Origin of the sequence: Brasilonema sp. UFV-L1 (assembly GCF_012912105.1) — a bacterium.
Taxonomy (GTDB): Bacteria; Cyanobacteriota; Cyanobacteriia; order Cyanobacteriales; family Nostocaceae; genus Brasilonema.
The window spans coordinates 17,361-30,986 of sequence record NZ_QMEA01000074.1 but is presented as its reverse complement, the minus strand read 5'-3'; the positions used below and the strand labels follow the sequence as shown (position 1 = coordinate 30,986).

Here is a 13,626-nt window from a genome sequence, read left to right as displayed (position 1 = left end):
TATTGGACTCAACCGAGAACCGCTATAACCAACTGCAAAACGCCCAGTAGCCTACTGTAGAGAGAGAACATTGAAATCTCCAAAAAACGCACAAAAAAAGAAAACCCGTTACCACTTCTACTACAGGGTAACGGATAGAAATTTTTCTCTTGCAATAGCGACAGTGCCCTCTTAACCACAGCCATGCCAACACTGGTACATTATCGTAGGGTTTGAGTTTGTTTAGGCAATAAAGACAGCGAGAAGACGGAAAAAGAATCGATAGTCCAGCGGGTAGGCGATAGACTATGACATTAATAAAGCTTCCAATAGACGTACCTAGAGCGAAGACGATGACACTTGCTTGGACTATTATCAAGATACTCATTTTGTCATTTGTCATTTGCTCAAAAGTTATAACCTGAACTCATGACTGATGACCAGTGAGTGATAGCTTAATACATATACGATTCAATTTGATTCAACGGCACGAAACATTCTTGTGGTAACAGAACTGGTTGATGAGTAAAAATCACTTTACCTCGGTGATTAAACCGATTAATCGCGACTCCTGAAGCTTGTCCAGTCATTTCGGGATGAACCTCACAGTAAGTGTGGTAGATTTGTCCAGCAGCTCTGATGACGGCAGGATCAATCAAAGCGGGCTGGTTCTTTTGATTGGTATAGTTGTTTTCTTGTCCTTTTTTTAAAGCGTACACCACGCGCTAAGTCTTGTTGTAGGTTTGTGTTAATAGTCTATCCGAAAAGTTTCAGCAAGGGTTGCCAAAATTTCCAGTTTCAGCTTATGCATTTATTTGGCTTCGATAACTTGGATAAGTGCCTCGCCCATCGCGCGACAGCCTAAAAGATTCATGCCAGAGGAAATTATATCTCCAGTGCGATCGCCCCTTTGTAACACTTGCAGGACTCCTTCTTCAATACTATCTGCTGCGTTTGGTTCATTCAAGCCGTAACGAAGCATCATTGCAGCACTCAAAACCTGTGCTAAGGGATTTGCCTTATCTTGCCCTGCTATATCTGGGGCAGAACCGTGAACGGGTTCAAAAACTCCTGGACTTGAAGCACCCAAACTTGCAGAGGGTAACATCCCAATACTGCCAGTTAGCATAGCAGCTGCGTCTGAGAGAATATCACCAAACAAGTTGCCCGTGACGATAGTGTCAAACTGCTTGGGGGCGCGTAACAACTGCATGGCTGCATTATCTACATACATATGAGACAGTTCGATATCCGGATAAGAAGCTGCAAGTTTGGTAATGCGATCGCGCCACAGTTGAGAAACCTCCAATACATTTGCCTTATCCACAGAACAGAGTTTCCCTCGGCGTTTCCGTGCAGCTTCAAACGCCACCCGTCCAATGCGCTCAATTTCTGATTCGGTGTAAGCCATCGTATTCACACCACGCTTTTCACCAGTTTCTGTTTCAAAAATACCCTTGGGCTTGCCAAAGTAAATTCCTCCGGTGAGTTCACGCACCACCAAAATATCAACGCCTTCCACAACCTCCCGTTTTAAAGAAGAAGCATCAATTAACTGGGGTAATATTTTCGCGGGGCGCAAATTGGCGAATAATCCCAATCCCGCACGTAGTCCCAACAAACCCGCTTCTGGACGTAAATGAGATGGCAGGGAATCCCACTTATAACCGCCAATAGCTGCTAGTAAAACAGCATCACTGTTGCGACATGTATCTAAAGTGTCAGCTGGTAGGGGTTCGCCTGTCGCGTCAATGGCTGCACCACCGATGAGTGCTTCAGTAAATTCAAATTGAATGTTATGCTTGTTCCCTACGACTTTCAGCACGTCTACCGCCACTGCTATAATTTCGGGTCCGATGCCATCGCCAGGGAGTAGGGTAATGCGGTAGTTCTGGGTCATTGTTCTTCGTCTTAAGATAGGTAAATGTTTAATCGCGCAGAATTTCTTGCAGATTAAATATCATACCTAGCAAGTGTACCAAAGACGTTTTTGATTTATTTAGATGTGTGTTGCTTTCGCCCTAAGTAAAAGTAGAAAACCGTTCCTTACTCCGGAATTTTCTAACTTCACCAAGAAAATTCTTCAGCCTCAGGCTCGAAATAGCCAAAATTTCGCTTTTGCTTTTGCTGTACTTGCCCAAGCCATTCAGTAAAGCGTTTAGCAGCTTCTTCAGCAGTCAAATCCGCATCTAAATTTCCCATGCGTGTACGCATCCTGCCTGGATGTACTGCGTAGACTGATATTCCATGAGTGCGAGCTTCTCGATAAAGACATGCAGTAAACATATTTTGAGCTGCCTTTGTAATCCGCATCGAATACGAAATATTTAAGTGATCGAAAGCACCAGAAGCAACATTACTAATTGAACCAAGACGGCTAGTGATGTTTACAATCGTCGCTCCTTTAGTCTGCCGCAGTAGCGACCAAGACGCTTTCACACAGCGAATAGGACCATAACAATGTACCTCCATGAGTTCTCTCAACTCAGCAATGTCAATCTTTTCGAGTGAAGAGCCAGATCCTGCTATGCCCGCATTATTAATAAGCAGGTCTAACTTATCAGTTTGCTGTGAAAGCTCTCTGGCAATGATTTCAATTGCAGCATCTGCACTTACATTGGCGATAATAGGTTTTACTTTGCCTTTGACAGCTTGAATCAGTGCTTGTGCATTATCTCCATTGCGGACTAATCCGAACACTTGGCAATTGAGAGCAGCATACCTTCGGACTAGTTCAAGCCCAAAGCCTCTATTGGAGCCAGTAATAAAAACGGATTGCCTGTCCATGAGTTTTGTGTTCTAGCTAAATAATTGTTTACAAACAGCCTATTGCCTCGTTGCACTATAGCGCATCAGGAAAATTAAAAAAAAGTATTTATACATAATTTTTGGGTTATTTTCCTGTATGTTTGTTGTGACTCTATAAATTTAGAGAAAACCTTATGGATATCAAACAGATTAGTCAGGTTGCAATCCAACTATTAACTGAGTTTGGACTCAAAATTCTGGGTGCGATCATTTTATGGTTCGTTGCTCAAAAGTTGATTGACTTTGGATTAAAACTGGTGCGGCGTGCTTTCAGAAACCAGCAGATTGATCCGACAATTGTTAACTATCTTCTCAATATCATTGGCGTCACGCTAAGAATTGTTCTAATTGTTGCAATTCTCGGCTTTTTCGGGATTGAAACAACCTCCTTTGCGGCATTATTAGCAGCTGTTGGTGTAGCTATTGGTGCTGCGTGGGGTGGACTACTGGCAAACTTTGCAGCCGGTGCGTTTTTAATTATCTTTCGACCGTTCAAAGTGGGTGATTTCATCACAGCCGCAGGTGTCACAGGTACAGTCACAGAAATTGGACTGTTCACAACTTCTATTAATACACTCGATAACATCCTGACAATAGTCGGCAATAACAAAATCTTCGCAGACAATATTCAAAACTTTTCAGCCAATCCTTACCGTCGCGTTGACTTAGTTGCCCAACTTCACAATGATGTGAATCACAACGATGCCATCCGCCTTTTGAAAGCTAGAATTAGCCAAATCCCCAACGTTCTCACAAATCCAGCACCAGAGGTAGATATTCTGGAGTTCAACTTGGCAGGACCTGTACTAGCAGTACGTCCTTACACTAATAATGAATCCTACTGGCAGGTGTATTTCGATACTAATAAAGCCATTCGTGAAACGTTTGGTGAGGCTGGCTATCCAGTTCCCGAATACCGCTATGCAATTAGTAGATCATCTCACGATGGAGTTGGTGCTATTCATACACCACCTCTGGCGTATTGAGACTACAGTCATGAAATCAAGATTTAAGTAGTTTTTAAAAACTTTTTTGAGATACTCCCCTTCCATACTTAGTAGCGAAGGGGATTATTTTTGGCTGATTATACGCAGCGAGGCTTCAAACAGTAGTATATTTTTGCCACGATCACTAGTTTCAATTTCCGAAACAGGCCTAACAAAGACTGTAGTTAAAAGTTAGGCTGATTGTGTATTCAATCATCATAGCTCAAAAACCAGGGTGGATTACCAGACGCACTCATTTGCATAGTTTTTCCGTGTCACAATGTTGTGCGCGTCACAATTTTAGTATGTATCGCTGAATATGACAAAAGAATTGGCAATCCGTACTTGTGGACTGACGAAGCAATTTGACAAACACGTTGCCGTAAATGATATTGATTTAGAAATACAAGCAGGAGAAGTTTACGGACTTATTGGTCCTAATGGTGCAGGAAAAACGACTCTCATCCGGATGTTGGCTGCTGCTGAGGAACCAACGACGGGTGAGATTTATGTTAATGGCGATCGCCTACGACGTGACAAAAGTAATCCTACCCTTAAGCGTCGTCTAGGCTATTTACCTGACGACTATCCACTGTATGACGAACTGACAGTCTGGGATTACCTAGATTATTTTGCGCGCTTGTATCGGTTACGAGAACCGCGTCGGACTCAACGCTTGTACGAAGTTTTAGAACTCATACAATTAGGTAACAAACGCAATAGCTTGATTTCTACCTTATCGCGAGGAATGAAACAGCGTCTGTGTTTAGCGCGAACAATTATCCATGAACCGATTGTCTTGTTGCTAGATGAACCAGTTTCCGGATTAGATCCAATTGCGAGGATGCAGTTTCGCGAAATCATCAAAGTGTTGCAAGAAGCAGGAATGACAATATTGATTTCCTCCCACGTTCTCAGCGACTTAGCAGAACTGTGTACCTCGGTGGGAATTATGGAACTTGGCTTTTTGGTAGAAAGCGCATCGCTACAACAACTTTACCAACGTCTTGCCCGCCAGCAAATAGTCATATCAACTTTAGGCAAATTACATGAACTTTTAGGCGAACTAAAAAATAATCCTCACGTACAAGAGTGGGAGATAATGCCTACAAAGAATAGCGTGCGAGTCAATTTTTCTGGGAAAGAGGAAGATTGTGCTGATTTGTTGCGATCGCTTGTTCTGGCTGACATTCCTTTAAGTGATTTTCACTCTTCTCAAGAAGACTTAGAAACAATATTCCTCAAACTAGGTCATAAGCAAGCATCTTGATGAGTTATTAGTCATTCGTTACTAAACGACGGACTTTGACTCTGCAAAATGATTAACTTAATTGTGGAGTTTTTTTCAAATGGTAATCAACTTTATAGACAAACTGGGCGATTGGAATCCGCAATTGTTACGAGAACTTAAGGGTCGCCTGAAAGTTTTTCCGACTGTGATCGCGGTTGTGACATCTCTACTTCTTCAGTTGATCGTTTTCCTATATCAATTGCGGGAAATTCCAGTCGATAAATACCGATTGTACGATACATACTGCAAACTGGGTTTAAATTTTGAGCAGGCAAGAATCAAACTTCAAACAGAACTGTCAATACAATATCAACAACTGCAAGAACAATTCCGTCTCTATAGCAGTTCTAGTGATTTTGACCAAGTAAAACTTGAGCAAGTTAAATCACAAATAGCAGACGTACGCGAGCAGCAAAATAATATCTACCAAACCTTAAACAATCAACTTTGTCCTTTAGACAAAATTGATATGCAAATGTGGTGGCGTGACCACTGGGGATACATATTCCTATCGCTGAGTGTTATTTTCATTTTCACACTGTTAGTTGCTGGTACTTATTTGCTTATTGATAACTTAGCAACGGAAGAAAGGCGTGGTACGCTGAATTTTATTCGCCTCACTCCCCAGTCAGAAACCAGTATTTTAACTGGTAAAATACTGGGTGTTCCCATCTTAATTTACCTAGTTGTCTTTGCAGCAATTCCTCTACATTTTATCGCTGGACGTGCTGCCAATATTGCCACAAGTTACATATTCAGCTTTTGGGCTGTTCTAGTTGCTTGCTGCATGTTCTTCTACAGTGCTGCGCTGCTGTTTGGTTTATGTTGTCGTTGGTTCAGTGGTTTTCAACCTTGGTTAGGTAGTGGTGCTGTTCTAATATTTTTATTCATCACTATAGGTTTGGCATCATCCAACTCAAATATCATGACTGAAACTGGTTTGTTGAGAATATTCAGTCCATTTGATATCACCAATTATCTCTTCCCCAAATTGTTCAATACATACAATGGAGCACCACTCGAAAAATTGCAGTTTTTTAACTTACACATTGGTAAAACTGTTGTTGGTATTGTGAGCTTGCACTTATTGAATTATGGCTTGTGGACTTATTGGATTTGGCAAGCACTCAAGCGTTGTTTTCGTAACCCCAACTCTACTCTTTTAAGCAAGGGGCAAAGTTATTTATGGATGGCTTGCTTGCAAATTATCAACTTTGGATTCTACTTCGGGATTTATCAAAGTACCAATGAGTTGACTTTATATGATATGCAAAGATATCTAACTTGGCTCTATCCTTTCAACTTGTTGGTATTTCTAGGATTAATAGAAATTCTCTCACCTCATCGTCAAACTGTACAAGATTGGATAAGATATCGACACCAAGATGTGACAACTACTAATAGTTATTCTCGAAAAAACTCTTTGTTAGAAGATTTAATTTGGGGTGAAAAAAGCCCAGCAGTTTTGGCAATAGCCATCAATCTTGTCATTGCTACAACTCCTGTATTAGTGGGAATTTTACTTTGGTATCATCCTGCAGAAGTTAACCTCATTAATATGATGAAGTCACTTTTGGCTGTGGCTTTGTTTATAAGTTTGATAATGATTTATGCCACTCTCACTCAGCTGATGCTATTGATGAAAACTCCGAAACGTGCTTTTTGGGCTTTTGGTACCACCACAACAGCAATGTTTTTACCACCAATACTGTTCGGAGTACTAGGTATTTCTGCATACAACACTCAAAGTTTGTGGTTGTTAACAAGTTTTTCTTGGATGGGTATTTCAGAAGCTGCAACTACCACAATTTTTATGGCTCTTTTAGCTCAGTTGAGCATCTTAGCATTATTAAACTTCCAATTGATACGTCAAGCAAGATTGGTAGGGGAGTCTGCGACAAAAGCATTGTTAGCAGAACGTTAGGAAATACTTTTCGGATGCTGAAATAGCAACAAATTTGTTTCTGCTTTAGGGTGCGTCTTTTCTATAGCTAACTGCCAATTTTAAAAACTTTTTTCGATGAAACTTAACTGGATAAACAAACTGGGTAATTGGAATCCCCAGTTGTTACGAGAACTCAAAGAACGCCTGAAACCCCGCAAGATATTACTTGCAATTGCTATCTCCTTGCTGGGTCAATTTGTAGTATTCATGTCTTTCCAAACCCAGCTACCAAATCCTGCGACTCCTGGTATATTCGACAAATATTGTACAAGAAGTCTTTTTGATAATCTTTACAAGAGATGTCTGTCGGATGAATATTGGCAATCTTGGTGGCGAGACATATTCGTAGGTTTAAGTTTGATTGGCATTGTCATTCTGTTAGTTGCAGGAACTTATATGCTAATTAACGATTTGGCAACTGAAGAACGTCGCGCTACATTTAATCTGACTCGCCTCAGCCCTCAATCAGAAGCAAGTATTTTCATCGGCAAGTTGCTAGGAGTGCCGATTTTGATTTATTTGTTTACTGTATTAGCACTTCCTTTGCATTTGTCCTCTGGGCTTGCTGCTAAAATTCCTCTAAGTCTAATTTTGAGCTTGTACGCAGTTGTTGCTGTTGCTTCTGTTTTTTACTACAGTGCTGCTATGCTATTTGGCTTAGTTGGTTCTCGGCTTGGCAGTTTTCAAGCTTGGTTAGGTAGTGGGGCAGTTTTTATTTTCTTGATGTTAACTAGAGGAATAAGCACGACTAGTTATTTTAATTCAACCACTTGGCTGAAGCTGCTTAATCCTTTTTGCGTAATTCCAAATTTGTCTACAACTTCTTTTTTTGAAGGCTTTGCGACAGGGTTAGAACGTTTTAAGTGGTTTAACTTCTTATTGAGTGATAGTCTTGTCACTCTCGTCGGTTTTGTTGTGTTGAATTATGGCATTTTAACCTGGTTTGTTTGGCAATCTTTGCGGCGTTGCTTTCGTGATCAGAGCGCTACTATGTTAAGTAAGCAGCAGAGTTATTTGCTGACGGTTTGCTTTACAGTTTTAATTATAGGATGCGGCAACTACGCACCACCAGCAAATCGTAGCCCATATGCTTTACCGTTGTGGGAAAACCTATGGGCGATATCGACCTTAAGTTTGTTGCTGTTCCTTTATCTAATTGCTGCTATTACGCCTCACCGTCAAGCACTACAAGATTGGGCACGCTACCGACACAACAGGGTTTCTTGTAGCAAGAAACTCGGTCATACCTCGTTGGTAAAGGATTTAATTTGGGGTGAAAAAAGTCCGGCGTTGGTAGCGATCGCCATCAATTTAATCATTACCATAACTCCCTTAGCTTTATTTACTTTACTTTGGTCTGCTAAAATTGAGGAGAATAAAACTGAAGCGTTTTTATGTCTAGCTTTAGCGGCTAGCTCAATAATGATTTACGCCAGCGTAGCCCAACTGCTGTTGTTTGTACGAACTCAGCAGCGGACTCTCTGGACAGTTGGGGCAGTAGGCGCAGTAATTTTCTTGCGATCTCTTTTTTCTGGAGTCCTGGGGCTTTACCTTTTCAACCCCTTTGGGCTGTTGATGTATTTTGCCTTTCCCTACTTTCCTTTAGGTGGTACTAAGCAGGTTTTGCTAGCAACCATCGTTTTACTTGCTCAGGTAATCGTGCTAGTATTGCTGAACCTGCAACTAACACGACAATTGCGGCGAGCAGGCGATTCTACTTCCAAAGTACTGTTTACACCAAGTCAGTAATTTTGCTATTTCAGCGCCTTCTTCACCAATTCTGGTATCTGAGAAGGACGTTCTGCAACTGGAACTCTTGCAAAAGACAAAGCAGCTAATTTATTTTTTGCTGTGCCAAAATCAGGATCGCGTCCGATTACAGCCGCCAAAGTTCCTGTTTGACGCCAATGTTTGACAGGAGGTGCTTGTGTACCTGCAATATAGGCAACAACTGGTTTATCAATTGCTTCTGCAATATATCGTGCTGCAGCTTCTTCGCGATCGCCACCTGGTTGACCGACTAAAACAATAACCTTTGTGGCTTCATCTTCATCTAATATTTGCAGCCATTGCAGAAAAGACGAACCAACGATCGCATCACTCCCGATGCTGACACTGATTGACTGTCCTAACCCAGCATGAGTTAATTCCCTGGCTATTTCGTAAGTCAGAGTCGTACTCCTACTCAATATTCCTACTGTACCAGGAGTATAAAATTCACTTGGCTGAGTTCCTAAGAGAATTTTTCCTGGTATGATGATTCCAGGACTATTTGGTCCTACTATGAGAGTTTCTTTTGCTTCGGCTTTACGCAGTAGTTCCACCATGTCCAACGGTGGTACGCCGGGAGAGATGATGATCAGTTGGTGGATATTAGATGCGATCGCTTCTAGCGCTGCATCTAAAACTTGGTAAGGATGTACGCAGATAATTGTAGTATCAATTTCTCCAAATTGTTCCACGACTTCTTCTACGAGGTCGAAAACTGGTAGACCATAAATTTGTTGTCCACCACATCCAGGATTCACTCCTGCAACCAAATTTGTGCCGTTGGCTTTCATTTGGGCAACATGATTTGCTGTTATGTACTCAGAAAAGCCTTGGATTAATACTTTACTGTATGGTGTTAAATTCATAGTAGGTAAATTTAGTCAAAACCTTCTATATGCTGTTGATCTAGCCAAACGGACTGCTTCAGCGACGCCCTCATCTAAATCTTCTACGACGACTATCGACGTATCACTGGGGGTTTTCAGTGCTGCTAAATGTTTCCTGGCTTTATCGAACTCAGAACCAGCAAGACGGACGACTAAGCGCGGAAAATTCTCTCGACGGTTTTTTCCGCCATTAGATCGACTCGGCAGAAATGATTGAGGTTCACTTGCACCACTCTCTACAAAGTCGGCAATGACTTCAGAAACTTCAGTACCTTGAGAAATACTACCTAGAAAATTAATGAGTATTACTTGAATACTTTTATCAGTCGCCATGTTTCTTAAAGCTTTGTCCAAGCGACTCTTGAAGGTGTCTGGTGAGGTTTCAGTCACAGACGCATGGCGCAGGTTTAGACACACTCCAGGCTTGCCACCACTGTTAACAACTAAGTCTAAAGTTGCCATGATTAATCCAGCGCCATTACCCAAGATGGCTATTTTACCATGCATTTCTACAACATCCCAGTCGCCCAAATTCCTCACAGTCTCGCTGCTGGTATAGCGGTTTACTATTTTAGTTGTGGTTTCAGCGATTTCTGGATGCCGACCAATTGCCCGTTCATTGACGCTGACATTACCATTAAGCGCCATAACTTGACCAGAGGAACTCACACCTAAGGGATTGATTTCTACCAAGTCCAAGTCTTTTTCGACAAATAACTGGTACATTTTCTCAACAACAGTGCTAATTGACTGCATCAAGGCACCTTGCAACCCCATTTTCAACGCCAGTCGTCGAGCATAAAATGGGGAAAACTCTTGTTCAACGACAACGTACTGCATTTTCTCGTCTGCTAATTCCCAATTAATGTCGTCTGCTTCTGTACAACCTAAAAGTACAGGACGACAGACAGCTGTATCCAATACCACAGCTAGATAAAATTCTTGTTCAGTCTCATACTTAGCTTCTGCTAGTAGCACTTCTGGCAATTGACCTAAAATTGGCAGATTAAAGATACTTCGTGCAGCCGCGATCGCATCGATAGTCGTTTCTACAAATCTGACTCCACCTGCTTTTGCTCGTTCACCAGCATACACCTGAGATTTCAGAACAATCGGATAGTTAATTTTTAAACGTTTTAAATCCGTGGGATGGTCAACTCGTTGCGAAGGCAATACGGGGATGCCTATTTCTGTAAACCATTCTTTGACTTGGTATTCTAACAAATCCATTGACACACACCTTTTTTACCACGTGAGCAGGGTTGCTGCGGTGTTGTCGAAAACATTCACGCTGCCCCCTAGTTGCAGGATAAAGCTTTTTTTGCCTACAAAGACTTATCCTTTTTCATCAATTTTAATCAAATAAGATACATTTACTATTATCATATGAAATTCATTTTTTCCATTATAGATAACGTAATTTAGAATATCCGTAAAATTGCTAGCACATATGAACACAGATACAGCAGAATAGAGGCGTTAATCTTCAGTCCTCAGGAGTCAAACAGCCTTCATACCTGGCGCGTGAAGTCTAGGTTCTGTACCTCACTAACTTGCAAACTGCTGTGCTTTTCTTCATACATTCATCTAGTTGTCTATCAAAGATTCTTTTGTTTTCAGATGATTTTGCTTTTTCGCCTGAATTTTCAAACCGCTTCATCTGACGAGCTGTGCGCTAGAGTTGAAAAATTGACGATATATTCCGCGAGTGACTAAAAGTGTTGTCAGCAAATTAGCGAAAGCAATCATGAACATAATCAAAATTTGGTAAGAGACAGCTTCACGAGCTGGAGTACCACTGAGTAACTGACCACTTGTAATTCCTGGTAAGCTTACCATAGCGATAAGCATCATCTGATTAACAGTAGGAATCAATCCAGCGCGAACAGCATCTTTACGGTATTGTGCGATCGCTTGCTGTGGAGTTGCACCTAAACTTAAGTGAGTTTCTATTTCCAACTGACTAGCATTTATGACACTGACAAGACGTTCTCCAGCAAGCGCAGCGGCGTTCATCGCATTACCTAATACTATCCCAGCCAGAGGAATTACATACTGCGGCTCAAACCATCGGTCTGGTTGAATGATCAATATATTGGTATAAACAAGTGTTAAGGTTGTACTGACAAAAATTGATCCCCACACTAAGGGCAACATCTGCGGTATTTTTGGAGTAATGCGATTGCGTGCGACAATTGCCGAAATCGTCAGCATGACTCCCAGAATCGCCAAAACGGCCCACAGATTATCCAAAGTAAAGATGAACTCCAAAACATATCCCAATATGGCTAGTTGTAGGAAAGTTCTTCCTGTTGCGAGGGCTAAATTTAGTTCTAGTCCTATTCTTTCCCAAGCGGATAAACCTATGGCTACACCCATTAATCCAACAGCAAAAGCCAAATCGACTAAATCTAGCTTGATCAGCTCCTGCATAGGTTTTCTACCTCTCAAACATACTGGTTACAAAATATAGGTTACAGTTTACAGCGACTCGGTTGCACTTTTTTCCTTTGTCCTTTATTCTTTATTTTCTCCCAAGGACTTACCGGGAACTTTCATCAAAGGTATTGGTTCTTGGTGGATATACAATTCCTTGCACCCTAGCCATTTGATCCTAGCCCTAAGTAAAAACCTTTAAATGGCAGAAATTTGGGGAAAAAGACTTGCACGAGCTTTTTGATTCAAAACTCAATAAGCAACAAATCTAACGTCAGTATCTATCTTGAAGTTAAGATAAAATCTCATGGTTCAAAGTCTAAATCATTCCGTACCAGCTTTTGATATCAAGCAACAATACAATAGTATAGAAGCAGAAGTCAGCGCAGCTGTTTTAGAGGTTCTTGCTTCTGGTCGTTATATTGGCGGTCCTTTAGTAGCAGGCTTTGAGCAACAGTTAGCTGCTTATACTGGTGTCACTGAATGTGTAGCATGTAATTCGGGTACTGATGCTCTTTTCTTAGCGCTTAGAGCTTTCGATATTGGTGCAGGCGATGAAGTGATTACAACACCGTTTACTTTTATCGCCACTGCTGAGGTTATCAGTGCTGTGGGTGCTAAGCCAGTGTTTGTTGATATCGATGCGACTACGTTTAATCTTGATTTAGAGCAAGTTGCAACTGCAATCACACCAAAAACCAAAGCAGTTATCCCGGTTCATTTATTTGGTCAACCTGTGGATATGACTGCTTTGCTAAGTATAGCACAAGCACACAATTTAGTCGTCATAGAAGATTGTGCTCAGTCTACAGGAGCCAATTGGGCAGGGCAAAAGGTAGGAAGTATTGGACACATCGGTTGCTTCAGTTTTTACCCAACCAAAAATCTTGGTGCTTGCGGTGATGGCGGAGCAATAACAACCAATAATCCCGAAATCGCAGCAAAGCTACGAGTCCTGAAAGAGCATGGTCAAAAGAATCGATACCATTACGAGGAAATGGGGATTAACAGCCGTTTGGATGCTATCCAAGCAGCTATTCTTCAAATTAAGCTGCGTTATCTTGATATTTGGAATAATCAGCGGCAACGAGTTGCTACTCGTTATCATCAATTCCTCAATCAAGTTTCTGGTATAACTACACCTCAAGAATTACCTGGAGGTATGGGAGTCTGGAATCAATATACCATTCGCGTACAGGATCATAAAAGGGATTCGATTCGCACTCTATTGCAAGAGTGCGGTGTAAACACAATGATTTACTACCCGCACCCTTTACACTTGCAACCAGTTTATGAAAACCTGGGGTACAAAGAAGGACAATTACCTGTCGCAGAGCAAGCCTGTCAAGAAGTTTTATCCTTGCCCATGTTCCCAGAATTGTCAGAAGAACAGCAAGACATGGTGATTTATAGCCTCAAGGATTGTTTGGGTTAGAGGGAGACAAGACAATTCAAAATTCAAAATTCAAAATTCAAAATTCAAAATTCAAAATTCAGAATTAGAAGTCTCTCCCAGCCTACGGC

The 13,626-nt window shown here is 41.4% G+C and carries 11 protein-coding genes and 1 pseudogene; 5 read left to right on the top strand and 7 right to left on the bottom strand.

The genetic code is table 11. The annotated features are described in order from the left end of the window. Positions 1–25: 25 nt before the first annotated feature. From DP117_RS20815 to DP117_RS20800, 4 genes and pseudogenes are all read right to left on the bottom strand, one after another. Positions 26–367 (bottom strand): annotated as a pseudogene (locus DP117_RS20815) (prepilin peptidase); the annotation flags it as partial. Between the two features lie 67 nt (positions 368–434). Then, on the bottom strand, positions 435–698 hold the full coding sequence (locus DP117_RS20810) for a hypothetical protein (protein ID WP_169220163.1): 264 nt from the start codon (positions 696–698) through the stop codon (positions 435–437). Between the two features lie 92 nt (positions 699–790). Continuing rightward, positions 791–1,879: a 3-isopropylmalate dehydrogenase gene (gene leuB / locus DP117_RS20805; RefSeq protein WP_169220162.1), complete on the bottom strand. Its 1,089-nt coding sequence runs from the start codon at positions 1,877–1,879 to the stop codon at positions 791–793. Positions 1,880–2,046: 167 nt separating this feature from the next. Then, positions 2,047–2,766: an SDR family oxidoreductase gene (locus DP117_RS20800; protein ID WP_169220161.1), complete on the bottom strand. Its 720-nt coding sequence runs from the start codon at positions 2,764–2,766 to the stop codon at positions 2,047–2,049. Positions 2,767–2,921: 155 nt separating this feature from the next. Between DP117_RS20800 and DP117_RS20795 the strand changes: the two genes are divergently transcribed. From DP117_RS20795 to DP117_RS20780, 4 genes are all read left to right on the top strand, one after another. Next, complete coding sequence (locus DP117_RS20795) at positions 2,922–3,773, top strand: mechanosensitive ion channel family protein (protein ID WP_169220160.1); 852 nt, start codon at positions 2,922–2,924, stop codon at positions 3,771–3,773. A 319-nt stretch (positions 3,774–4,092) separates the two neighbouring features. Beyond that, on the top strand, positions 4,093–5,043 hold the full coding sequence (locus DP117_RS20790; RefSeq protein WP_169220159.1) for an ABC transporter ATP-binding protein: 951 nt from the start codon (positions 4,093–4,095) through the stop codon (positions 5,041–5,043). A gap of 79 nt (positions 5,044–5,122) precedes the next feature. Continuing rightward, positions 5,123–6,988 carry an ABC transporter permease subunit gene (locus tag DP117_RS20785; protein WP_169220158.1) on the top strand — a complete coding sequence of 622 codons (1,866 nt, stop codon included), beginning with the start codon at positions 5,123–5,125 and terminating at the stop codon, positions 6,986–6,988. Positions 6,989–7,084: 96 nt separating this feature from the next. Next, the gene (locus tag DP117_RS20780) at positions 7,085–8,758 is read left to right on the top strand and encodes a hypothetical protein (protein WP_169220157.1); all 1,674 of its coding nucleotides are present in this window, start codon (positions 7,085–7,087) and stop codon (positions 8,756–8,758) included. Positions 8,759–8,763: 5 nt separating this feature from the next. Here DP117_RS20780 and DP117_RS20775 read toward each other — a convergent pair whose 3' ends face one another. The 3 genes from DP117_RS20775 to fetB all read right to left on the bottom strand — a co-directional run bounded on the left by DP117_RS20775 (position 8,764) and on the right by fetB (position 12,099). Beyond that, the gene (locus DP117_RS20775) at positions 8,764–9,645 is read right to left on the bottom strand and encodes a CoA-binding protein (protein ID WP_169220156.1); all 882 of its coding nucleotides are present in this window, start codon (positions 9,643–9,645) and stop codon (positions 8,764–8,766) included. A gap of 15 nt (positions 9,646–9,660) precedes the next feature. Beyond that, the gene (locus tag DP117_RS20770) at positions 9,661–10,896 is read right to left on the bottom strand and encodes a succinate--CoA ligase subunit beta (protein ID WP_169220155.1); all 1,236 of its coding nucleotides are present in this window, start codon (positions 10,894–10,896) and stop codon (positions 9,661–9,663) included. Between the two features lie 426 nt (positions 10,897–11,322). Continuing rightward, positions 11,323–12,099, bottom strand: coding sequence for an iron export ABC transporter permease subunit FetB (gene fetB / locus DP117_RS20765; protein ID WP_169220154.1), 777 nt, complete (start codon positions 12,097–12,099; stop codon positions 11,323–11,325). 310 nt (positions 12,100–12,409) lie between these two features. Here fetB and DP117_RS20760 point away from each other — a divergent pair, with 310 nt between their 5' ends. Next, on the top strand, positions 12,410–13,537 hold the full coding sequence (locus DP117_RS20760; RefSeq protein ID WP_169220153.1) for a DegT/DnrJ/EryC1/StrS family aminotransferase: 1,128 nt from the start codon (positions 12,410–12,412) through the stop codon (positions 13,535–13,537). Positions 13,538–13,626: the final 89 nt, after the last annotated feature.

What these genes read in the sequence shown, in the direction of transcription:
- DP117_RS20795 (WP_169220160.1), top strand. Translation starts at nt 2,922, where the DNA reads ATGGATATCAAACAGATTAGTCAGGTTGCAATCCAACTATTAACTGAG.
- DP117_RS20790 (WP_169220159.1), top strand. Translation starts at nt 4,093, where the DNA reads ATGACAAAAGAATTGGCAATCCGTACTTGTGGACTGACGAAGCAATTT.
- DP117_RS20760 (WP_169220153.1), top strand. Translation starts at nt 12,410, where the DNA reads ATGGTTCAAAGTCTAAATCATTCCGTACCAGCTTTTGATATCAAGCAA.
- DP117_RS20780 (WP_169220157.1), top strand. Translation starts at nt 7,085, where the DNA reads ATGAAACTTAACTGGATAAACAAACTGGGTAATTGGAATCCCCAGTTG.
- leuB (WP_169220162.1), bottom strand. Translation starts at nt 1,879, where the DNA reads ATGACCCAGAACTACCGCATTACCCTACTCCCTGGCGATGGCATCGGA.
- DP117_RS20770 (WP_169220155.1), bottom strand. Translation starts at nt 10,896, where the DNA reads ATGGATTTGTTAGAATACCAAGTCAAAGAATGGTTTACAGAAATAGGC.
- DP117_RS20800 (WP_169220161.1), bottom strand. Translation starts at nt 2,766, where the DNA reads ATGGACAGGCAATCCGTTTTTATTACTGGCTCCAATAGAGGCTTTGGG.
- DP117_RS20785 (WP_169220158.1), top strand. Translation starts at nt 5,123, where the DNA reads ATGGTAATCAACTTTATAGACAAACTGGGCGATTGGAATCCGCAATTG.
- DP117_RS20775 (WP_169220156.1), bottom strand. Translation starts at nt 9,645, where the DNA reads ATGAATTTAACACCATACAGTAAAGTATTAATCCAAGGCTTTTCTGAG.
- fetB (WP_169220154.1), bottom strand. Translation starts at nt 12,099, where the DNA reads ATGCAGGAGCTGATCAAGCTAGATTTAGTCGATTTGGCTTTTGCTGTT.